Origin of the sequence: Streptomyces fumanus (assembly GCF_014655295.1) — a bacterium.
Classification (GTDB): Bacteria; Actinomycetota; Actinomycetes; order Streptomycetales; family Streptomycetaceae; genus Streptomyces; species Streptomyces fumanus.
This window is the reverse complement of sequence record NZ_BNBI01000001.1, coordinates 25,327-46,020: the sequence shown is the minus strand read 5'-3', so window position 1 is coordinate 46,020 and position 20,694 is coordinate 25,327. Positions and strand designations below refer to the sequence as shown.

Below are 20,694 nucleotides of genomic sequence, written 5' to 3'. Positions count from 1 at the left end.
CCAGGAAACCCGGACGCGCGTACGGACGACAGCGGCCCCCGCTCCCCGTGCGGGGAAGCGGAGGCCGCGGGTCCGGCTCAGGGTCCGGTCACACGTCGAAGTACAGCTCGAACTCGTGCGGGTGCGGGCGGAGCTGGAGCGGGGCGATCTCGTTGGTGCGCTTGAAGTCGATCCACGTCTCGATCAGGTCGGACGTGAAGACGTCGCCCTGGAGCAGGAACTCGTGGTCGGCCTCCAGCGCGTCGAGGACCGCGCCCAGGGAGGTCGGGACCTGCGCGACGTTCGCGTGCTCCTCGGGGGCCAGCTCGTAGAGGTCCTTGTCGATCGGCTCGGCCGGCTCGATCTTGTTCTTGATGCCGTCCAGGCCGGCCAGCAGCAGCGCCGAGAAGGCCAGGTACGGGTTGCCGGAGGAGTCGGGCGCGCGGAACTCCACGCGCTTGGCCTTCGGGTTCGAGCCGGTGATCGGGATGCGCATCGCGGCGGAGCGGTTGCGCTGCGAGTACACCAGGTTGATCGGCGCCTCGAAGCCCGGCACCAGGCGGTGGTAGGAGTTCACCGTCGGGTTGGTGAAGGCCAGCAGCGACGGGGCGTGCTTGAGGATGCCGCCGATGTAGTAGCGGGCGGTGTCGGACAGGCCGGCGTAGCCCTGCTCGTCGTAGAACAGCGGGTCGCCGTTGCTCCACAGCGACTGGTGGACGTGCATGCCCGAGCCGTTGTCACCGAAGATCGGCTTCGGCATGAAGGTGGCCGTCTTGCCGTTCTTCCACGCCACGTTCTTCACGATGTACTTGAAGAGCTGGAGGTCGTCGGCGGCGGCGAGCAGCGTGTTGAAGCGGTAGTTGATCTCCGCCTGGCCGGCCGTGCCGACCTCGTGGTGCTGGCGCTCGACCTTCAGGCCGGACCGCTCCAGCTCCAGGGAGATCTCCGCGCGCAGGTCGGCGAAGTGGTCGACCGGCGGGACCGGGAAGTAGCCGCCCTTGTAGCGGACCTTGTAACCGCGGTTGTCCTCCACCGCGCCGGTGTTCCAGGCGCCGGCCTCGGAGTCGATGTGGTAGAAGGACTCGTTGGCGGTGGTGGCGAAGCGCACCGAGTCGAAGACGTAGAACTCCGCCTCGGGACCGAAGTACGCGGTGTCCGCGATGCCGGTCGACGCCAGGTACGCCTCGGCCTTCTTCGCCACGTTCCGCGGGTCACGGGAGTACTGCTCACCGGTGATCGGGTCGTGGATGAAGAAGTTCACGTTCAGCGTCTTGTCACGGCGGAAGGGGTCGACCCGGGCGGTCGACAGGTCCGCGCGCAGCGCCATGTCGGACTCGTGGATGGCCTGGAAACCGCGGATCGACGAGCCGTCGAACGCCAGCTCCTCGTCCGGGTCGAACGCCTCGGCGGGCACCGTGAAGTGCTGCATGACGCCCGGCAGGTCACAGAAGCGGACGTCGATGAACTTGACGTCCTCGTCCGCGATGAACTTCTTGGCCTCGTCGGCGTTCTGGAACATCCAGCTCCTCCTACTCCCGACCGTCCCGCCGGGGTGGTAGATCGTTCGTGCGACCAGTGCGGGTGGCCCACGCTGTCCCCGACCCTAGGGACGCGTGATTTCTCGGGCGTGACCCATTTGTTTCGCAGAAGTTAACCGGGCTCTTTCCCCGGTTGCCCCGCGCCACCCCGGTCGACACCGGGCCGAAACGGGCGCAGTACCGTGTACGGGTGGACAAGAGGCAAGCAATCGGATCGTGGCTCTCCGGGCCCCGGGCGGCCATGGAGGACGCCGGCGCGGACTTCGGGTACCGGGGCAAGGGCCTCGGCCTGCCGGAGGAGGGGCCGGGGTCGATCGCCGGTCCGGGCCGGAAGCTGGGCGCCCTGGCCGTCGACTGGGCGCTGTGCCTGCTGATCGCATACGGCCTGATCACCGACGGCTACGGCCAGGCGACCTCCAATTGGGCGCTGCTCATCTTCTTCGTGCTGAGCGTCCTGACCGTCGGCACCGTCGGCTTCACCCCGGGCAAGCGGCTGCTCGGGCTGCGCGTGGTCGAGCTGGGCACCGGCCGGGTCAGCCCGCCGCGCGCCCTGCTGCGGTCGGCGCTGCTGTGCCTCGCGGTCCCCGCGCTGATCTGGGACCGGGACGGCCGGGGCCTGCACGACCGGCTGGCCCGCACGGTCGAGGTGCGGATCTGAGGCTCGTACCCCTCGTATACACCTGCGGATACGCCGATGGGGGCGCCCGGGACCTCGTGGTCCGGGGCGCCCCCATCGGCGTATCGGGTCGGGGGGTCAGCGCGGGCGCTGGCCGCCGCCCTTCGGCATCCGCATGCCCTTGGGCATCGGGCCCTTGGGCAGCGGCATGTTGCTCATCAGGTCGCCGAGGGCGCGCAGCCGGTCGTTGGTCGCGGTGACCTGCGGGCCGGTCAGCACGCGGGGGAGCTTCAGCATGGTGGTGCGCAGCTTCTTCAGGTCGACCTGGCCCTCGCCGGTGCCCACGATCAGGTCGTGCACGGGGACGTCGGCGACGATCCGGTTCATCTTCCGCTTCTCGGCGGCCAGCAGGGACTTCACCCGGTTCGGGTTGCCCTCCGCGACCAGCACGATGCCGGCCTTGCCGACCGCGCGGTGCACCACGTCCTGGTTGCGGTTCATGGCCACCGCGGGGGTGGTCGTCCAGCCCCGGCCGATGTTGTCCAGGACCGCCGCGGCGGCGCCCGGCTGTCCCTCCATCTGCCCGAAGGCCGCCCGCTCGGCCCGGCGCCCGAACACGATCGCCGTCGCGAGGAAGGCGAGCAGCAGGCCCAGGATGCCGAGATAGATGGGGTGACCGATCAAGAAACCGATCGCGAGGAAGACACCGAAGACGATGATGCCGACAGCCGCGAGTACAAGACCGATCTTCTTGTCGACCTTGCGGGTCATCTTGTAGGTCAGAGCGATCTGCTTCAGTCGCCCGGGGTTCGCGGCGTCCGCCGCGTTGTCCTTCCTCGCCATGCGGTGAAGTCTACGTGGCCACCGCGGCGCCCACGACGGCAGTGCCCGTCGGCGGCGGCCCCCGGGGGGCTCAGGAGCGGGCGGAGAGGGTCTGGCCCAGGACGCGCTCGGCCTCGACCCGGTCCTTGGCCCGGCGGCGGTCCTCCAGGACGGAGGTCCAGGCGTTGCGGCGGGCGGTGCGCTGGCCGCCGCTCAGCAGCAGCGACTCGACGGCGCGCAGGGCGCCGGTGATCGACGGGATGGCGGTGGCGCGGACGGGCGCGGCCTGCATGGCGAGGTCCCCCCTCGGGACAGCGGCATTGGGTAAGGGTGTACGTGGCGTGAGGCCAGCGTCACTCAAGGGTGTTACCAGGACGTGACCCACCGGTCAAACGCCCATGAAGCCCCGGAACCGGGGCGCGGAACGGCGGCGCGGCCCCGACCGGGCTCCTCATCTGCGAGGACGGTCGGGACCGCGGCGAACCGGCCGGTACCGGCCGGTAGGTTCTTGTGCGTGAATTCACACGCGGGGGGCGCCGGGTGCCGGCGCCCCCGGCTCAGACGGCCTGGGCGGCGACGAACGCGCCGCGCTTCTCCACGGCCATCTGGTAGAGCCGGCCGGCCCGGTAGGAGGAGCGGACCAGCGGACCGGACATGACGCCGGAGAAGCCGATCTGCTCGGCCTCCTCCTTCAGCTCGACGAACTCGTGCGGCTTCACCCAGCGCTCCACCGGGTGGTGACGCACCGACGGGCGCAGGTACTGCGTGATGGTCACCAGCTCGCAGCCCGCGTCGTGCAACTGCTTGAGCGCCTCGCTGACCTCCTCGCGGGTCTCGCCCATGCCCAGGATCAGGTTGGACTTGGTGACCAGGCCGTAGTCGCGGGCCTCGGTGAGGACCTTCAGGGAGCGCTCGTAGCGGAAGCCGGGGCGGATCCGCTTGAAGATCCGCGGCACCGTCTCGACGTTGTGCGCGAAGACCTCGGGGCGGGAGGCGAAGACCTCGGCGAGCTGCTCGGGCACCGCGTTGAAGTCGGGGGCCAGCAGCTCGACCTTGGTCCGGCCCTCGGCGCGGTCCGCGGTCTGCTGGTGGATCTGGCGCACGGTCTCGGCGTACAGCCAGGCGCCGCCGTCCGGCAGGTCGTCGCGGGCGACGCCGGTGATGGTGGCGTAGTTCAGGTCCATGGTGACCACGGACTCGCCCACGCGGCGCGGCTCGTCGCGGTCGAGCGCCTCGGGCTTGCCGGTGTCGATCTGGCAGAAGTCGCAGCGCCGGGTGCACTGGTCACCGCCGATGAGGAAGGTCGCCTCGCGGTCCTCCCAGCACTCGTAGATGTTGGGGCAGCCGGCCTCCTGGCAGACCGTGTGCAGGCCCTCGCCCTTCACCAGGTTCTGCATCTTGGTGTACTCGGGGCCCATTTTCGCCCGGGTCTTGATCCACTCGGGCTTGCGCTCGATGGGGGTCTGGCTGTTGCGGACCTCCAGGCGCAGCATCTTGCGTCCGTCGGGTGCGACTGCGGACACATCGGCTCCCTAGCGTTGATTCCTCGGCGTCCTCAAGGGTACGCCCGTCGATCCGATGCCCGGCGTGGGCATCGGCCTGGCCGGCGGCTGCCGGCCGCGGGTCCCGCGGGGCCCTTCCCTCAGGCGCCGGAGGGGGCGGCGGCGACCGGCGCGCGGTCGATCTCCCGCGGCTTCGGCTCCGCGTTGCCCAGGACGTCCCGCAGGTGGCGCTCGACCACCGGCAGGACCTCCTCGACGGTCACGTCACGGCCGAGCTCGCCGGCCAGGGAGGCGACGCCCGCGTCCCGGATGCCGCACGGGATGATCCGGTCGAACCACTTGTTGTCCGGGTTCACGTTGAGCGCGAAGCCGTGCATCGTCACGCCCTTGGCGACCCGGATGCCGATCGCGGCGATCTTGCGGTCCTCGCGGCGCTGGCCCGCGTTGGAGGGGGCGTACTCCGGACCGTTGAGCCGGGGGTCGAACTCCTCGTCGGTCAGACGGGGGTCGAAGTCGAGGGAGAGGCCGCCGAGGGCGGGGCGTTGCTCGACCGGGTCGCCGAGCACCCAGACGCCGCTGCGGCCCTCGACCCGGGTGGTCTCCAGGCCGAACTCCGCGCAGGTGCGGATCAGGGCCTCCTCCAGGCGCCGCACATGGGCGACGACGTCCACCGGGCGGGGGAGCTTCTGGATGGGGTAGCCGACGAGCTGGCCGGGGCCGTGCCAGGTGATCTTGCCGCCGCGGTCCACGTCGATCACCGGAGTGCCGTCGAGGGGGCGCTCGCTGTCCGCCGTGCGCCGGCCGGCGGTGTAGACCGGCGGGTGTTCGAGGAGCAGCACGGTGTCGGGGATCTCGTCGGCGAAGCGGGCCGCGTGCACCCGGCGCTGCTCGTCCCACGCCTGCCGGTACTCGACCGCCTCCGCACCGAATCCCATACGGACGAACCGCAACTCACCCACGGCAAGCGCCTCCCTGGACGTCGTAAGGCACGAATCATGCCTACGCCACTGTACGACCGGGCCCGCGGACCCGGCCGGGCGGCCGTCCCGTCAGCCCGCACGCAATCCTCACACGATCGGATGAATGGGGTCGAAAGTGTGTGATGGGTTGCTTACTCTCCGCTACATTCGCGCCGTCGATGCGGCCATAAGGGCTGCTCACAGGCAATCCGGGCAGTTCGAACACCCGGAAGGCAGGAGACCGCACCGCACCATGACGGAACGACCCGCGCAGCGCACCCCCAACCGCCAGCTCGCCGCGCTCATCGCCGAGGCCGGGTTCTCCAACGCGGGTCTAGCGCGTCGCGTCGACCAGCTCGGTCTCGAACACGGCCTGGACCTCAGATACGACAAGACGTCCGTCACCCGGTGGCTGCGCGGTCAGCAGCCCCGCGGCACCACCCCCGCCCTCATCGCCGAGGTCTTCACCCGGCGCCTGGGCCGCCGCCTCACCGCTCAGGACCTCGGCCTGGACGCCTGCGCCCCCGTCTACGCCGGGCTGGAGTTCGCCGCCACCCCCGAGGAGGCCGTCGACATCGTCAGCGGCCTGTGGCGCAAGGACTCCGGCAGCCACGCCGAACTGCGCAAGATCGCCTTCACCCCGGCCGGGCTGGTCGTGCCCAGCCGGGACTGGCTGATCGGCCGCCCCGACGACAAGGTGGCCCGGATCGAGGCCCCGGCCCGCGTCCCCGCGCAGGGCCGCCCCGGGGCGCCCCGCTTCCCGGCCCCCGCCGACCCCGCCCGCCGCCGGACACCCGTCGAACGCGGCCCCGGCGTCCGGGTCAGCGCCGGCGACCTCGCGGCGCTGCGCTCGGTGGGCGAGCTGTTCCGCTCCCTGGACGACCGGTACGGCGGCGGACACGCCCGCCAGGCCCTCGTCCGCTACCTCGAACACGAACTGGAGCCGATGCTGCGCGGCAGCTACGGCGAGCAGACCGGCCGCCGCCTGTTCGGCGCCGCCGCCGACCTCACCCGGCTGGCCGGCTGGACCTCCTTCGACATCGCCGCGCACGGGCTCGCCCAGCGCTACTTCGTCCAGGCGCTGCGGCTCGCCCAGGCCGCCGGGGACCGGGCCTACGGCTCGTACGTGCTGGCCACCATGAGCCGGCAGGCCGTCTACCTCGGGCACGGACGCGAGGCGGTGCAGCTCGCCCGGGTCGCCCAGCAGGGGGTCGGCGGCAGCGCGCCCCCCGTGGTGCAGACGCTGCTGCACGCCTGCGAGGCGCGCGGGCACGCCGTCCTCGCCGAGGTGCGGGCCTGCACCGCCGCGCTCATCCGGGCCGAGCGGACCATGGAGACCGCCCGCCCCGGGGACGAGGTCCCGCACTGGGCGCGCTTCTTCGACGAGGCGCAACTGGCCGACGAGTTCGGGCACTGCCACCGCGACCTCCAGCAGTACCGCGCCGCCGCCCAGCACGCCGAGCGCTCCCTGCAACTGCGGGCGGCCGGCTACGCCCGCAGCAGGCTGTTCACCCGGGTGGTGCTCGCCACGGCCCGGCTCGGGCTCGGGGAGCTGGACGCGGCCTGCCAGCTCGGCGCGGAGGCGGCGGCGCAGGCCGCGGACATGCGGTCGGTGCGGGCGGTGGAGTACGTACGGGACTTCGAGCGGAAGCTGGAGCCGTACCGGGACGCCGCGCCGGTCCGGTCCTACCGGGACAAGGTGGCCGCGTTGGGGTGAGCGGGCCCGGTGCGGTTCCGGGGCCGGTCGCGTTCAGGGAGCCGCGGACCCCCGCCGGGCTCAGGCCGCGCGGGGTGTGGGCAGCGGGTCCGCGCGGTGCATCGAGCCGTTGGTGCCCAGGTCGGCCAGGATGGCGCTCGCGGCCCGGTGCGCCGAGCGCAGGGCGCCCTGGACGGTGCTGGTGTCCCGGTGGTCGCCGCACACGTACAGGCCCGCCAGCAGCCGTACCGGGCGGCGCGGATCGTGCGGCGGGCGCATCACCGGGACCGCCTCGGCGGTGTGGTGCACCGCGAGGGTCTCCCAGCGTGTGGTCGGGGCGCCGTACAGCCGGGCCAGATGGGCCCGTACGGCGGTGTCGACGTCCGGCGGGGGCGGGCCGAGGACGGTGGAGGAGACCAGCGCGCGGCCGGCCGGGGCGCGGCTCGGGTCGACCTGGCTGACCACCGCCGTGTGGGCGACCGGGCCGCCGCGGTCGGCGTCGAGCAGCAGCCCCGCCCCGGTGGCCGGCGGCTCGTCCACGGCGTGGTGGACCACCGTCACCGGGTGGAAGTCCGGCACCCGCAGGCCCGGCAGCAGGGCGGCGGCGGCCCGCGCGCCGGTGGCCACCAGCACCGCGCGGCAGCGGAAGACGCCGTGCTCGGCCGTGGTCACCGCGTTGGTCGCCACCGCCGTGGCCCGTACGCCGGTCCGCACCGTGCCCGGCGGCAGGGTCCGCGCCAGCAGCTCCGGCAGCGCCTCCGCGCCGCCCTCCGGCACGGCCAGTTGCCCGGTCGCGAAGGCCCGCAGGGCCAGGTCGGCGCACCGGCTGGAGGTGATCAGGTCCGGGTCGCAGAGCAGGGCGGCGAGCAGCGGGCGCAGGAAGCCGTCGACCGTCCGGGCGGGCAGCCCGCGCAGGGTCAGCGCCCGGGCCGCGGGCAGTTCCGGGCGGGCCAGCAGCCGGGTGACCGGCGTCGCCGCCAACCGGGCCAGGGCGGCGCTCAGCCGGGCCTGGTCGACGGCGGTGCCCAGCGGGGTCCCCACCCGGCCCCGGTACGCCGCCGCCTGCCTCCCGGCACCCCGGGCGAACGGGCCGGGGAGCCCGCCGGCCGGGCCCCCGGGCCGACCGGGCAGCGGCACCGGACGCCAGGGGCCCGGCACTCCCCTGGGGGCGCTTGCCAGGGCGCGTACCACGTGCGATGCGCCCCGTGTGCCCCCGGCGCCCGCCGGGGCGCCCGCCCGGTGGTGGCGCCCCTCGCTGTGCAGCAGCACCCCCGGCGCGAACGTCCTGAGCGCGAGGCCGTCGAGACCGGGCGCGTCGCGCAGTTCCGGCCAGGACACCGGGAGCAGCGGCCCGATCAGGTCGAGGTGGAAGCCGTCGACCTTCTCGGTCGCCATCCGGCCGCCCACCGTGGGGGCGGCCTCCAGGACCACCGTCGACACCCCCTGGCCGGTCAGCCGGTGGGCCGCGGAGAGCCCGGCGACCCCGGCTCCCACCACGACGACGTCCGCCTGGTGCGTGGGCTCAAGCACGTGCCCCTCCTCGAGGTTGCGCGGCCGCTGGAGACGGCATGTCCCAACCGGCATCCGGAATACCCGAGTTCGGACCGAGCGTAGGGGGACGTGATCGGTCCGGAGGAGTCGCGCAGAGACAGGGCACGGTCGCACGGCGGTCGCATACGCCCCGCCCCGAGCGCGCGGGAGAGGCGGGCGCCCGCACCGCGCGCCTCCCCGCGGCGGGGCGGGGCGTCCTGCGCGGGCGGGGCGCGGCGCCTTGCGGGGGACGGCCGCGGCGTCTTGCGGGGGCCGCCGCAGCGCTTCGTCGCGGACGGCGGAGGCGCGTCGAGGCGGCCGGCCGGGGCCCTCGTCGCGGCCGGCCGCCCGGCCGACGGCCGGAGCGCCGCCCGGAAGCGGACGGCCGGAGCTTGTCGCCGCGGGCCGGCCGAGACCTCTTTTCGCGGGCGGGCGGGCGGCCCGAGCACGGGCGGACGGCTCGGGACCCCTCGCCGCCGCGGAGGGCCGGGCGGTCCGGGCGCCCTCGTCGCGGGCGGGCTGGCGGGCCGACCCCCTCGTCGCGGACGGGGCCGGTCGGCCGAGGCCCGTGATCACACCGCGCGGCGGTCAGACCGCCGCGCGGATCGCCCCGTCGATCTCCGGGAACGCGAACCGGAAGCCGGACTCCAGCAGCCTCGTCGGCAGGATCCGGGCGCTGCCCAGCACGTCCCCGGCCAGCTCGCCCAGGACCGCGCGCAGTACCGGCGCGGGGACCGCGAAGGGCGCCGGGCGGTGCAGTACGCGCCCCATGGCCACGGTGATCTCCCGGTTGGTCAGCGGGTGCGGGGCGGTCAGGTTGACCGGGCCGGACAGGTCCTCGTGGTCCAGCAGGTGCCGCAGCGCCGCGACCTCGTCGTGCAGCGCGATGAACGACCAGTACTGCCGCCCGTTGCCCAGTTGCCCCCCGAGCCCCGCCCGGAACAGCGGGAACAGCCGCCCCCAGGCCCCGCCGCCCCGGGCGACGACCAGCCCGGTGCGGGCGAACACCGTCCGTACGCCCGCCTCCCGGGCCGGAGCCGCCGCGGCCTCCCACTCCACGCACAGCTCCGACAGGAACCCCTCGCCCGCCGGGGCCCGCTCGTCGACCGCGCGGTCGCCGGTCTCCCCGTAATAGGCGATCGCGCTGCCGTTGACGAAGACCCGCGGCGGGTCGTCGAGGGCGGCCACCGCCCGGGCCAGCGCCGCCGTGCCGTTGATCCGGCTGTCCCGCAGGCGGGTCTTGTACGCCGCCGTCCAGCGCCGGTTCCCGATCCCGGCCCCCGCCAGGTTGACCACCGCCGCGCAGCCCGCGAGCCCGGCCGCGTCCACCCGCCCCCGCTCGGGGTCCCACCGCACCTCGCCCGCCTCCCGGGGCGCGCGCCGCACCAGGCGCACCACCTCGTGTCCGTCGGCCGCCAGGGAACGCGCCAGCGCGCTGCCGATCAGACCGGACGCGCCGGCCACCGCGATACGGGAGGGAGGAGCAGAAGGAGCCATGCGCCCATCCTGCCGCGAGGGCGGGGAAAACCCCGGCCGGTCCGCGCCGGCCGCGCCGTACAGTGACCGTCATGCCTGACCCGTACATACGTCACGCCCGGCCCGACGACGAGCCGGCGCTCGCCCGCCTCGACCGCGACACCTGGTCGTACCTGCACGCCGTCTCCCCGAAGCCGGAGCCGGACGCCCCGTTCTTCAGCGAGCGGTCCGGGCCCGGGGCCCACCTCGTCGCCGAACTGGACGGCACCGTCGTCGGCTACCTCCGCCTCGGCTTCCCCACCCCCCTCGCCTCCAACGCGCACGTACGGCAGATCCAGGGCCTCGCCGTCGCCGGCGCCGCCCGCGGCCGGGGCGCCGGCCGGGCCCTGCTGCGCGCCGCCGTCGAGGAGGCCCGGAAGCTGGGCGCCCGCCGCCTCACCCTGCGCGTCCTCGGCCACAACACCGCCGCCCGCAAGCTCTACGAGTCCGAGGGCTTCGTCGTCGAGGGCGTCCAGCCCGAGGAGTTCCTCCTCGACGGCACCTACGTCGACGACGTCCTGATGGGCCGCTCCCTGATCTGAGCCGCCGTCAGTCCGTCACCGGCCCGCCGGTGTCCACCGGGGCCGTCGCCCCGGCCGCCCGCCGCGCCTGCGGGGCGACCTCCGCCGCCGTGAGTACGTACCCCGTCTCGGCGTCGGAGGTGGAGCGGGCGAACACCACGCCGAACACCCGGCCGTCGGTGGTCAACAGCGGTCCGCCGGAGTTGCCCGGCCGGACCGTGGACCGTATGGAGTAGATCTCCCGGGTGACCGTCCCGTCGCTGTAGATGTTCTGCCCGGTGGCCCGCACCCGGCCGGCCACCGTCGCCGCCCTGAGGTCCAGGTCGCCGTCCTGCGGATAGCCCGCGACCACCGCCGCCGTGCCGCGCCGGGCGTCGCCGGCGAACGGCAGGACCGGCGCCCGCAGCCCCGGCACGTACAGCACGGCCACGTCCTTCTCCGGGTCGAACAGCACCACCCGGGCGTCGCGCACCGGCCCCACGCCGCCCACCCGTACGGTCGGCTCGTCGATCCCGGCGACCACATGGGCGTTGGTCATCACGTGCTCGCGGGCGTACACGAAGCCGCTGCCCTCGCGTCCCTGGGTGCCCGCCACGCCCTCCACCTTGACCGTGCTCGACGTGGCCGCGCGCTCGGCCGCCGCCGTGACGCTGTCCCCGGAGGGCTCGGCGACCTCGGCCGTCGACTCCGTCTCGAAGGGGTTGAAGACCTGCGGGAACCCCGCCTCCGCCAGTGCCGAGGTGGCCCGCGAGAACCAGCCCGGGGTGGTGTCCGGCATCGCCCGCTGCACCGCGCCCAGCAACCGGGAGTCCCGGATCGCCGAGGTGACCAGCGGCGACGAGGAGGCCGCCAGCACGCTCGCCGCCACCCACGCCACGACCAGCACCGCCACCGCGTTCGCCGCCGCCCCGCCGATGCCGTCGGCCACCCTGAGCGGCCCGGCGTCCAGCTCCCGCCGCAGCCTCAGCGCCAGCCGCCCCGCCAGCTCGTGGCCCAGCGCCGCCGGGCCCAGCACCGTGAGCACCGCCGTCACCGTCGCCGCGGTCGTCCCCGGCGTCACCAGGTCCATCACCCACGGCAGCAGCCACACGCCGACCACCGCGCCGCCCACGAACCCGGCGAGCGAGACACCGCCGGCCACCAGTCCGCGCCGGTACCCCGACGCCGCGTAGGCCAGGACCAGCAGCGCCAGCAGGATGTCGAGCAGGTCCACACGAGCCGCCTCTCTCCCGGTGCCGCGCGACGGGCCCGGCGGGCGGCCCCGAAGTGCGGTCGTCCGGATAAACGTCGCGGACCGGGACGATGGTTCCACCGGCTGGCACCCCACACGTCGCGGGCGGACCGCAACCGCCGGAGAGTGGGGGACATGGGTGCGGAGCGAAGGCGGCGCGGGCCGCGGGGACGGCGTGCGGCACGCCTGCCGGTCCCCGTGCTGGTGCTGCTGGGCGCCCTGCCCGGGCTGGCCGCCGTGGCCGGGCTGCTGCTGTACGCGGGCGGCGCCGAGCGCACTACCGCCGGACGGCCCCGTTCCGCCCAGGAGACCGGCGGCCACACCGCCCCCCGGCCGCCCGTCGTCCCCCGGTCCGCCTGGCTGGGCGACGCCGGCCGCGAGCAGCCGCCCCCGCGCTACGACGACGAGGTCGTCGCCGTCTTCGTCCACCACACCGACACGCCGAACGGCTACGACTGCGCCGACGTGCCCCGCATCCTGCGCGGCATCTACACCGGCCAGACCGGCGCCCGGGACTGGGACGACCTTGGCTACAACTTCGTCGTCGACCGCTGCGGCACCATCTACGAGGGCCGGGCCGGCGGCATCGACCGCGCCGTCACCGGCGCCCATACCCAGGGCTTCAACCACCGCACCACCGGCATCGCCGCCCTCGGCACCTTCACCGCGGGCGTCCCCGTGCCCGACGCGCTCACCGACGCGATCGCCGCGCTGGCCGCCTGGAAACTCGGCCCCTCCGGCACCGACCCGCGCGGCCGGGTCCGGCTGGTCTCCAGCAACGACCTGAGCCGGTACGACGCCGGCGCCACCGTCACGCTGCCCGCCGTCGCCGGTCACGACGCGGGGTACCAGACCGACTGCCCCGGAGCCGCGCTGCGCGCCCGGCTGCCCGGGATCCGGCAGCGCGCGGCCCGCCTCCAGCACCGCGGGCTCCGCCCACAGGCCCGGCACAGCGACCGCGCAGCCTCCTCCGATGCGGGCCCCCTACGGTCGCTGCCGGCAGCCGACCGGAGGTGGGGACCATGACGACCGATCGCGACACCCGCGCCCGCGCCCGTGCCCGGGGCGGGGCACCGCGCCGGGCCTGGACGGCCCTGGCCGCCGCCGTGGCGGTGGTACTGGGCCCGGCCGCCGCCACCGCGTCCACCCTGGACCGCGCCAACGCGGCCCCACCGCACGGGTCCGACGCGGCCTCGCCGCGTGAGGCCGGCGCGACCCCGCCGTACCACTCCGCGCGCACCGACCCGCGGAAGGACCGCCCGCCGACGGCCCCGACCCGCCGCAGCACGGCGTGAGACGCCCCCACCGCGCGCACCCCGCCCGCACTGACCCACGGTAGGACCCCCCACCGCCCGAGCCACCCCCGGAGGGCTCAGTCCCCGAACCGCTCCCACAGCCGCGGAAGGCGCTCGGCCAGTGCCCGGTCGTCCTCCAGGTCGATCGGCGTGCCCACCGGCTCCGGTGGCGCGGGCGCGAGCCCCAGGTCGGGGGCGACCGTGCCGGTGAGCTGCTCGTACGCCTCGTCAGCCGCGTAGCCGAGGTCCTCGGCGTCGCCGTCGAGCTCCTCGTCGAAGTCGTCCAGCAGCTCCGCCAGCGCGTCCGGCTCGTGCACCGCGCCCTCGTAGACCTCGCGGCCCTGGCCGATCAGCCAGCAGCGGAAGAAGTCGAAGGCGTCGTCCCCGGCGCCGCCGAGCAGGATCCAGGCGGCACCCCACAGATCCCAGGTGTACGCGCGCTGGTACCGCGCCTCGAAGTGGCGGGCGAAGTCCAGGACCGCCTCCGGGTCCAGTCGGCAGAGCCGCTCCACCAGCAGGTCGGCCTGCTCCTCGGGGTCGCCCTCCGCGCCCCGGCGGGAGGAGTCGATCAGCTCCCAGAACTCCGTCTCGTCCATCACGGGTCCAGCATCGGCCCTGGAGGGGTGGGGCGCACGCGGAGCCCACAGATCGTTATCTCACGGCGCCGGACCACTCGCACGCCCCGGCGCGCGTCACCTCTCGTACAGCGCGGCCAGGTTCCGCGCGTCCGCCGCGAACCGGGTGCGCAGTTCCTCCGGGGCCAGCACCTCCGCCTCCGGGCCGAGCGCGCGGAGCTGGCTGTGGGCGACCTCCGCCGACTCCACCGGCAGCGTCACCGTCAGCCACCCGTCCGGGCCGGGCGGGCCCGCCGCGTCCAGCGCCCGCCGCGCCGCCGGCGGATCCACGGCGTACGGCAGGAGCCGTACGCCCTCGGGGGAGAGCCGCAGGACCACCTCGGCGCGCAGGATCGACAGCGCGAACTGCTCCGCCCGCTCCGCCCAGAACCCGGGCAGGTCGAACTCCTCGTCCCGGGCGAACCGCTCCCCGTCCGCCGCCACCGAGCGGAACCGGTCGATCCGGTAGACCCGGAAGGCCCCCTCGCCCGCGGCCCGCGCGACCCGCGCGCACAGGTACCAGACCCCCGCCTTCAGCACCAGCCCGTACGGCTCCAGCTCCCGCTCGACCTCGCGCTCGCCGCGCCGGTAGCGGGCGGTGATCCGCCGGTCGTCCCAGACCGCCTCCGCCACCGCCGGCAGCAGCTCGGGCGTCTCCGGCTCGGTGAACCAGCCCGGCGCGTCCAGGTGGAACCGCTGCGCCGCCGTCCGGGAGGCGTCCCGCAGGGACGGCAGCAGCGCCGCCGACACCTTCAGCCGGGCCGCCGACGCCGCGTCCGCCAGGCCCATGTCGCGCAGCGCCCCCGGCACCCCCGACAGGAACAGCGCCTCCGCCTCGCCGCGCGCCAGCCCCGTCAGCCGGGTCCGGTACCCGCCGATCAGCCGGTACCCGCCGGCCCGGCCCCGGTCCGCGTACACCGGCACACCCGCCTCCGACAGGGCCTGCGCGTCCCGGGTGACGGTCCGCTCGGACACCTCCAGCTCCCGGGCCAGCTCGGCGGCGGTCATCGAGGGCCGGGACTGGAGCAACAGCACCATCTTGATGAGGCGGGCAGCACGCATGGCCCACATCATGCAGGAAACGCGGAAGGCCCCCGCCGGACGACGGGGGCCTCCTTAACGAACCGGCGGTCACAGGCCGTAGCGCTCGCGCGCCTCCTTCACGGCGGTCGCCTTCACCTCGCCGCGCCGGGCCAGTGCGGCCAGCGCCGCGACGACCACGGACTCGGCGTCGACACCGAAGTGGCGGCGGGCGTCCTCACGGGTGTCCGACAGGCCGAAGCCGTCGGCGCCCAGCGAGGACCAGTCCTGCTCCACCCACTGCGCGATCTGGTCCGGGACCTGGCGCATGTAGTCGGAGACCGCCAGCACCGGGCCCTCGGCGCCCTGCAGCGCCTGCCGCACGTACGGCACCCGGTCCTCGCCGCGCAGCAGCGCCGCGTCGGCCTCCATCGCGTCCCGGCGCAGCTCGGTCCAGGAGGTCGCGGACCACACGTCGGCGGCCACGCCCCACTCCTCGGCGAGCAGCTTCTGCGCCTTCAGCGCCCAGTGGATCGCCGTACCCGAACCCATGAGCTGGATCCGCGGGGCGTTCGCCGCCGGGGTCAGGCCCGCGGACTCCGCGGTGTTGAAGCGATACAGGCCCTTGACGATGCCCTCGTCGATGCCGAGGCCGGCCGGCTTGGCGGGCTGCGGCAGCGGCTCGTTGTAGACCGTCAGGTAGTAGAAGACGTTCTGGTCCTCGCCCGGCTTGGCCTCGCCGTACATCCGGCGCAGGCCCTCCTTGACGATGACGGCGATCTCGTAGGCGAACGCCGGGTCGTACGTCAGCGCCGCCGGGTTGGTCGCGGCGATCACCGGGGTGTGGCCGTCGGCGTGCTGGAGGCCCTCGCCGGTCAGCGTGGTGCGGCCGGCGGTGGCGCCGATGAGGAAGCCGCGGCCGAGCTGGTCGCCGAGCTGCCACATCTGGTCGGCCGTGCGCTGCCAGCCGAACATCGAGTAGAAGATGTAGAACGGGATCATCGCCTCGCCGTGCGTCGCGTACGACGTGGAGGCGGCGATGAAGTCGGCCATCGAACCGGCCTCGGTGATCCCCTCGTTGAGGATCTGGCCGTTCTCGGCTTCCTTGTAGTACATGAGCTGGTCACGGTCGACCGGCTCGTACGTCTGGCCCTTGGGGGAGTAGATCCCCAGGGACGGGAAGAGGCTCTCCATGCCGAAGGTGCGCGCCTCGTCGGGGACGATCGGCACCCAGCGCCTGCCGGTCTCCTTGTCCCGGACCAGGTCCTTGACCAGGCGGACGAAGGCCATGGTGGTCGCCACGTTCTGCGAGCCGGAGCCCTTGTCGAAGGCGGTGAACGCCTTCTCGGCCGGGGCGGGCAGCGCGGGCAGCGGGTGGGTACGGCGGGCCGGGGCCGGACCGCCGAGGGCGGCGCGGCGCTCCTGGAGGTAGCGGACCTCGGGGGAGTCGGCGCCCGGGTGGCCGTAGGGGACCACGCCGTCGACGAAGTCGCTGTCCTTGATGGGCAGGTCGAGGCGGTCGCGCATCGCCTTGAACTCGTCCACCGTCAGCTTCTTCATCTGGTGGTTGGCGTTCTTCGAGGCGAAGCCCTCACCGAGGGTGTGGCCCTTGACGGTCTGCGCCAGGATCACCGTCGGCGCGCCCTTGTGGGCGAGCGCCGCGCGGTACGCGGCGTACACCTTGCGGGCCTCGTGGCCGCCGCGCGAGGTGTGGAAACACTCGAGGATCTTGTCGTCGCCGATCAGCTTCGCCATCTCCACCAGCGCCGGGTCGGCGCCGAAGAAGTCCTGGCGGATGTAGGCCGCGTCGCGGGTCTGGTACGTCTGGACCTGCGCGTCGGGTACCTCGCGCAGCCGGCGTACCAGCGCGCCCGTGGTGTCGAGCTGGAACAGCTCGTCCCAGGCGGTGCCCCACAGCGTCTTGACGACGTTCCAGCCGGCGCCGCGGAACTGGGCCTCCAGCTCCTGCACGATCTTGAAGTTGGCGCGGACCGGGCCGTCCAGGCGCTGCAGGTTGCAGTTGATGACGAAGGTCAGGTTGTCCAGGCCCTCGCGGGAGGCGAGCGCGAGCGCCGCCGTCGACTCCGGCTCGTCCATCTCGCCGTCGCCGAGGAACGCCCACACGTGCGAGGCGGAGGTGTCCTTGATGCCGCGGGCGGTCAGGTAGCGGTTGAACCGCGCCTGGTAGATCGCGGAGAGCGGGCCCAGGCCCATGGAGACGGTGGGGAACTCCCACAGCCAGGGCAGCCGCCGGGGGTGCGGGTAGGAGGGCAGGCCGTTGCCGCCGGACTCGCGGCGGAAGTTGTCGAGGTGGTCCTCGGTCAGCCGGCCGTCGAGGAAGGCGCGGGCGTAGATGCCGGGGGAGGCGTGGCCCTGGATGTAGAGCTGGTCGCCGGAGCCGGCGGCCTCCGGGGATTCCTTGCCCTTGAAGAAGTGGTTGAAGCCGGTCTCGTAGAGCCAGGCCGCGGAGGCGAAGGTGGCGATGTGGCCGCCGACGCCGTATTTGCTGCCGCGGGTCACCATCGCCGCCGCGTTCCAGCGGTTCCAGGCGGTGATCCGGGCCTCCAGCTCCTCGTCGCCGTCGATGGCCGGCTCGGCGGAGGTGGGGATGGTGTTGACGTAGTCCGTCTCGAGGAGCTTCGGCAGTGCGACGCCGGCTCCCTCGGCACGCTCCAGCGTGCGCCGCATCAGGTACGCGGCACGGTGCGGCCCGGCCGCCTTGGCGACGGCGTCCAGGGAAGCCTGCCACTCGGCGGTCTCCTCCGGGTCCCGGTCGGGGAGCTGGTCGAGCGCGCTCGGCTGGATGGCGTAGGGGTCGGTCATGTCGCCGCCTTCCTCAGTCGAAGGGGGGGTGCCCTTGTGTCTTTGGCAGGACAGGGCGTGGGGCCCCGGTGGGAGCCCGTCGGTGACTGTAACTCGCTGATCGATGATCGATCAAAGGGTGGAGAGGGAAAATCCCTTGATCACGAGAAAGTCGGCACGGGGTGTCTCCGACGGTGGCACGGGGTGACGGTTTGCCCAGGTGAGCCGACGTTTCGGGTGCGGGCGCGTCGTGGCTGGTCGCGCAGTTCCCCGCGCCCCTCCAGGGGCGCGGGGAACTGCGCAAAAAAAGGGGGGTCTGGGGGCGCAGCCCCCAGGGACGGGAAGGGTAGGGGCGGCGGGGGCGAGAAACTCCCGTCAGGCCCGGGGCGCGCACCCGAGGACATGCGACTTGACCAGGTCGGCGATCCGAGGATCGCGCCGCTTGAACGCGGCGACCAGCTCCTCGTGCTCCTCCGCGTACGACTGCTGCACCGTCCCCAGCCACCGGATCGACAGCGCCGTGAAAACCTCGATCCCTAGCCCCTCCCACGTGTGCAGCAACACCGAGTTGCCCGCCGCCCGCACCAGCTCCCGGTGGAACCCGACCGTGTGCCGGACCTGCGCCGTCCCGTCGGCCATCCGGTCGGCCTCGTACAGCGCCCCGACGTGCGGCTCCAGGGCCGAGCAGTCCTCGGCCAGCTTCGCCGCCGCCAGCTCCGCCGCGATCGCCTCCAGACCGGCCCGGACCGGATAGCTCTCCTCCAGGTCCGCGGCGGTCAGATTCCGCACCCGTACGCCCTTGTTCGGCGCCGACTCGATCAGCCGCAGCGACTCCAGCTCGCGCAGCGCCTCCCGTACCGGCGTCTGGCTGACCTCCAGCTCGGTGGCGATCCGCCGCTCCACGATCCGCTCGCCCGGCTGCCAGCGCCCGCTGATGATCCCCTCCAGGATGTGCTCGCGGATCTGCTCGCGCAGCGAGTGGACGACGGGCGCGGTCATGAAGGGCTCCTTAGGGAGGGGCCCGTTCCGGCCCCCTGGGGCGTTGACGTTTAGACAATACGGCTGCCGGCCTCCGGCGGAAGGGCGCATACGGGGGCTTTCGCGCAGGTGAGACGAGGCTTACACGCGGGCACGGCGACCGACGACGGCGCCCCCGCCCGGAAAGCTCCGGACGGGGGCGCCGCGGGGACCGTGACGGTCAGAGGCCCAGCTCGACCTCGAACTCGCCCGCCTCCAGGATGGCCTTGACCGCGGTCAGGTAACGCGCGGCGTCGGCACCGTCCACCAGGCGGTGGTCGTAGGACAGGGTCAGGTACGTCATGTCGCGGACGCCGATGGCCGTGCCCTCCTCCGTCTCGATCACGGCGGGGCGCTTGACCGTGGCGCCGATGCCGAGGATCGCGACCTGGCCCGGCGGCACGATGATCGTGTCGAACAGCGCGCCGCGCGAACCGGTGTTGGAGATGGTGAAGGTCGCGCCGGACAGCTCGTCCGGGGTGATCTTGCTGGCCCGGACCTTGCCCGCCAGCTCGGCCGTGGCCTTGGCGATACCGGCGAGGTTCAGGTCACCGGCGTGCTTGATGACCGGGGTCATCAGGCCCTTCTCGGAGTCCACCGCGATACCGATGTTCTCGGTGTCGAAGTAGGTGATGGTCCCCTCGGCCTCGTTGATCTTGGCGTTGATGGCCGGGTGGGCCTTCAGCGCCTGGGCCGCGGCCTTGACGAAGAACGGCATCGGGGAGAGCTTGACGCCCTCGCGGGCCGCGAACGCGTCCTTGGCCCGGGCGCGCAGCTTCATCAGCCGGGTGACGTCGACCTCGACGACCGAGGACAACTGCGCCTGCTCGTGCAGCGCCTTGACCATGTTGTCGCCGATGACCTTGCGGATGCGCGGCATCTTCACGGTCTGGCCGCGCAGCGGCGACGCCTCCAGCGCCGGCGCCTTCTTGGCGGCCGGGGCAGCGGCGGCGGCCGGCGCCGGGGCGGCGGTGGCGGCCTTCGCGGCCTCGGCGGCGGCGATGACGTCCTGCTTGCGGATCCGGCCGCCGACGCCGGTGCCCGAGACGGTGGACAGGTCGACGCCGTTCTCGGCGGCGAGCTTGCGTACCAGCGGGGTGACGTAGGCACCGTCGTCGGCCGGCTTGGCGGCGGCCGGGGCCGGAGCCTGGGCGGCCGGCGCCGGAGCCGGGGCGGGCGCCGGAGCGGAGGGGACCGGCTCGGGAGCCGGGGTCTCCTGCTGCTGCGGGGCCGGAGCCGTCGGCGCCTGCGGGGCGGCCTGCTGCTGCGGGGCGGGCGCCGGCTGGGCCGGGGCCTGGGCCTGCGGGGCCGGGGCCGGCTCGGGCTGCGCGGGGGCGGCCGGGGCCGGGGCGGGCTCGGGCTGGGCCGGGGCCGCGGGGGCGGCCGGGGCGGCGGCCTGGGCGGCACCCGCCTCGCCGATGACGGCGAGCTTGGCGCCGACCTCGGCGGTCTCGTCCTCGCCGACCACGATCTCCAGCAGCGTGCCCGAGGCGGGCGCCGGGATCTCGGTGTCGACCTTGTCGGTGGAGACCTCCAGCAGCGGCTCGTCGGCCTCGACGGTGTCACCGACCGACTTCAGCCAGCGGGTGACGGTGCCCTCGGTGACGGACTCGCCGAGCGCGGGCAGGACCACGTCCGTGCCCTCGGCGGAGCCGCCGCCGGAGCTGGCCTCGGCGGTGGGAGCGGGCGCCGGGGCGGCCTGCTCGGTGGAGGGGGCGGCCGGCGCCGGCTCGGGGGCCGGCTCGGCGACCTGCTCGGCCTGCGGGGCCTGCTCCGCCGCCGGGGCGCCGGAACCGTCGTCGATCAGCGCCAGCTCGGCACCGACCTCGACCGTCTCGTCCTCGGCGACCTTGATGGAGGACAGCACGCCGGAGGCGGGGGCCGGGATCTCGGTGTCGACCTTGTCGGTCGAGACCTCGAGCAGCGGCTCGTCGGCCTCGACGCGCTCACCCTCGGCCTTCAGCCAGCGGGTGACGGTGCCCTCGGTGACGCTCTCGCCGAGCGCCGGAAGGGTTACGGAAACCGCCATGGTTTCGG

General features: G+C 74.1%; 18 protein-coding genes. 5 read left to right on the top strand and 13 right to left on the bottom strand.

All coding sequences use genetic code 11. The annotated features are described in order from the left end of the window. Nucleotides 1-88 precede the first annotated feature (88 nt). Nucleotides 89-1,498: a type I glutamate--ammonia ligase gene (glnA, locus tag IE316_RS00205; protein ID WP_190201997.1), complete on the bottom strand. Its 1,410-nt coding sequence runs from the start codon at nt 1,496-1,498 to the stop codon at nt 89-91. A 209-nt stretch (nt 1,499-1,707) separates the two neighbouring features. On the opposite strand from glnA, the gene IE316_RS00200 reads away from it, so the two are divergent. Beyond that, on the top strand, nt 1,708-2,175 hold the full coding sequence (locus tag IE316_RS00200; protein WP_190201996.1) for an RDD family protein: 468 nt from the start codon (nt 1,708-1,710) through the stop codon (nt 2,173-2,175). Between the two features lie 96 nt (nt 2,176-2,271). On the opposite strand, the gene IE316_RS00195 is transcribed toward IE316_RS00200, so the two are convergent. The 4 genes from IE316_RS00195 to lipB all read right to left on the bottom strand — a co-directional run bounded on the left by IE316_RS00195 (nt 2,272) and on the right by lipB (nt 5,416). After that, nucleotides 2,272-2,976, bottom strand: a complete 705-nt coding sequence (locus IE316_RS00195; RefSeq protein ID WP_190201995.1) for a DUF4191 domain-containing protein — start codon at nt 2,974-2,976, stop codon at nt 2,272-2,274. Between the two features lie 70 nt (nt 2,977-3,046). After that, nucleotides 3,047-3,247 carry an SCO2195 family GlnR-regulated protein gene (locus IE316_RS00190; protein WP_190201994.1) on the bottom strand — a complete coding sequence of 67 codons (201 nt, stop codon included), beginning with the start codon at nt 3,245-3,247 and terminating at the stop codon, nt 3,047-3,049. A gap of 265 nt (nt 3,248-3,512) precedes the next feature. Then, entirely contained in the window at nt 3,513-4,478 is a 966-nt protein-coding gene (gene lipA / locus IE316_RS00185; protein WP_190201993.1) for a lipoyl synthase, read from the bottom strand. Nucleotides 4,479-4,597: 119 nt separating this feature from the next. Then, the gene (gene lipB, locus IE316_RS00180) at nt 4,598-5,416 is read right to left on the bottom strand and encodes a lipoyl(octanoyl) transferase LipB (RefSeq protein ID WP_190201992.1); all 819 of its coding nucleotides are present in this window, start codon (nt 5,414-5,416) and stop codon (nt 4,598-4,600) included. Between the two features lie 253 nt (nt 5,417-5,669). On the opposite strand from lipB, the gene IE316_RS00175 reads away from it, so the two are divergent. After that, nucleotides 5,670-7,133: an NsdA family TPR-like regulatory protein gene (locus tag IE316_RS00175; RefSeq protein WP_190201991.1), complete on the top strand. Its 1,464-nt coding sequence runs from the start codon at nt 5,670-5,672 to the stop codon at nt 7,131-7,133. A gap of 60 nt (nt 7,134-7,193) precedes the next feature. Here IE316_RS00175 and IE316_RS00170 read toward each other — a convergent pair whose 3' ends face one another. Next, nucleotides 7,194-8,642: an NAD(P)/FAD-dependent oxidoreductase gene (locus IE316_RS00170; RefSeq protein ID WP_190201990.1), complete on the bottom strand. Its 1,449-nt coding sequence runs from the start codon at nt 8,640-8,642 to the stop codon at nt 7,194-7,196. Nucleotides 8,643-9,230: 588 nt separating this feature from the next. Further along, nucleotides 9,231-10,139, bottom strand: a complete 909-nt coding sequence (locus tag IE316_RS00165; protein WP_190201989.1) for a TIGR01777 family oxidoreductase — start codon at nt 10,137-10,139, stop codon at nt 9,231-9,233. A 71-nt stretch (nt 10,140-10,210) separates the two neighbouring features. Here IE316_RS00165 and IE316_RS00160 point away from each other — a divergent pair, with 71 nt between their 5' ends. Beyond that, complete coding sequence (locus IE316_RS00160; protein WP_190201988.1) at nt 10,211-10,699, top strand: GNAT family N-acetyltransferase; 489 nt, start codon at nt 10,211-10,213, stop codon at nt 10,697-10,699. 7 nt (nt 10,700-10,706) lie between these two features. Here the strand turns inward: IE316_RS00160 and IE316_RS00155 are convergent, their stop codons facing one another. Beyond that, the gene (locus IE316_RS00155; RefSeq protein ID WP_190201987.1) at nt 10,707-11,891 is read right to left on the bottom strand and encodes a MarP family serine protease; all 1,185 of its coding nucleotides are present in this window, start codon (nt 11,889-11,891) and stop codon (nt 10,707-10,709) included. Nucleotides 11,892-12,044: 153 nt separating this feature from the next. Between IE316_RS00155 and IE316_RS00150 the strand changes: the two genes are divergently transcribed. Both IE316_RS00150 and IE316_RS00145 read left to right on the top strand, forming a co-directional pair. Continuing rightward, nucleotides 12,045-12,935: a peptidoglycan recognition protein family protein gene (locus tag IE316_RS00150; RefSeq protein WP_190201986.1), complete on the top strand. Its 891-nt coding sequence runs from the start codon at nt 12,045-12,047 to the stop codon at nt 12,933-12,935. Continuing rightward, on the top strand, nt 12,932-13,204 hold the full coding sequence (locus IE316_RS00145) for a hypothetical protein (RefSeq protein ID WP_190201985.1): 273 nt from the start codon (nt 12,932-12,934) through the stop codon (nt 13,202-13,204). The genes IE316_RS00150 and IE316_RS00145 overlap by 4 nt, the downstream gene beginning before the upstream one ends. Nucleotides 13,205-13,281: 77 nt before the next feature. Here the strand turns inward: IE316_RS00145 and IE316_RS00140 are convergent, their stop codons facing one another. The 5 genes from IE316_RS00140 to sucB form a co-directional block, all read right to left on the bottom strand. Continuing rightward, nucleotides 13,282-13,803 carry a DUF4240 domain-containing protein gene (locus IE316_RS00140; RefSeq protein WP_190201984.1) on the bottom strand — a complete coding sequence of 174 codons (522 nt, stop codon included), beginning with the start codon at nt 13,801-13,803 and terminating at the stop codon, nt 13,282-13,284. A gap of 93 nt (nt 13,804-13,896) precedes the next feature. Further along, on the bottom strand, nt 13,897-14,880 hold the full coding sequence (locus IE316_RS00135) for a helix-turn-helix transcriptional regulator (RefSeq protein WP_190201983.1): 984 nt from the start codon (nt 14,878-14,880) through the stop codon (nt 13,897-13,899). A 69-nt stretch (nt 14,881-14,949) separates the two neighbouring features. Beyond that, nucleotides 14,950-17,661 (bottom strand): pyruvate dehydrogenase (acetyl-transferring), homodimeric type, encoded by a 2,712-nt coding sequence (aceE, locus tag IE316_RS00130; RefSeq protein ID WP_190201982.1) that lies wholly within the window; start codon nt 17,659-17,661, stop codon nt 14,950-14,952. A gap of 354 nt (nt 17,662-18,015) precedes the next feature. Next, nucleotides 18,016-18,639, bottom strand: coding sequence for a GntR family transcriptional regulator (locus IE316_RS00125; RefSeq protein ID WP_190201981.1), 624 nt, complete (start codon nt 18,637-18,639; stop codon nt 18,016-18,018). A 199-nt stretch (nt 18,640-18,838) separates the two neighbouring features. After that, complete coding sequence (gene sucB / locus IE316_RS00120) at nt 18,839-20,686, bottom strand: 2-oxoglutarate dehydrogenase, E2 component, dihydrolipoamide succinyltransferase (protein WP_190201980.1); 1,848 nt, start codon at nt 20,684-20,686, stop codon at nt 18,839-18,841. Nucleotides 20,687-20,694: the final 8 nt, after the last annotated feature.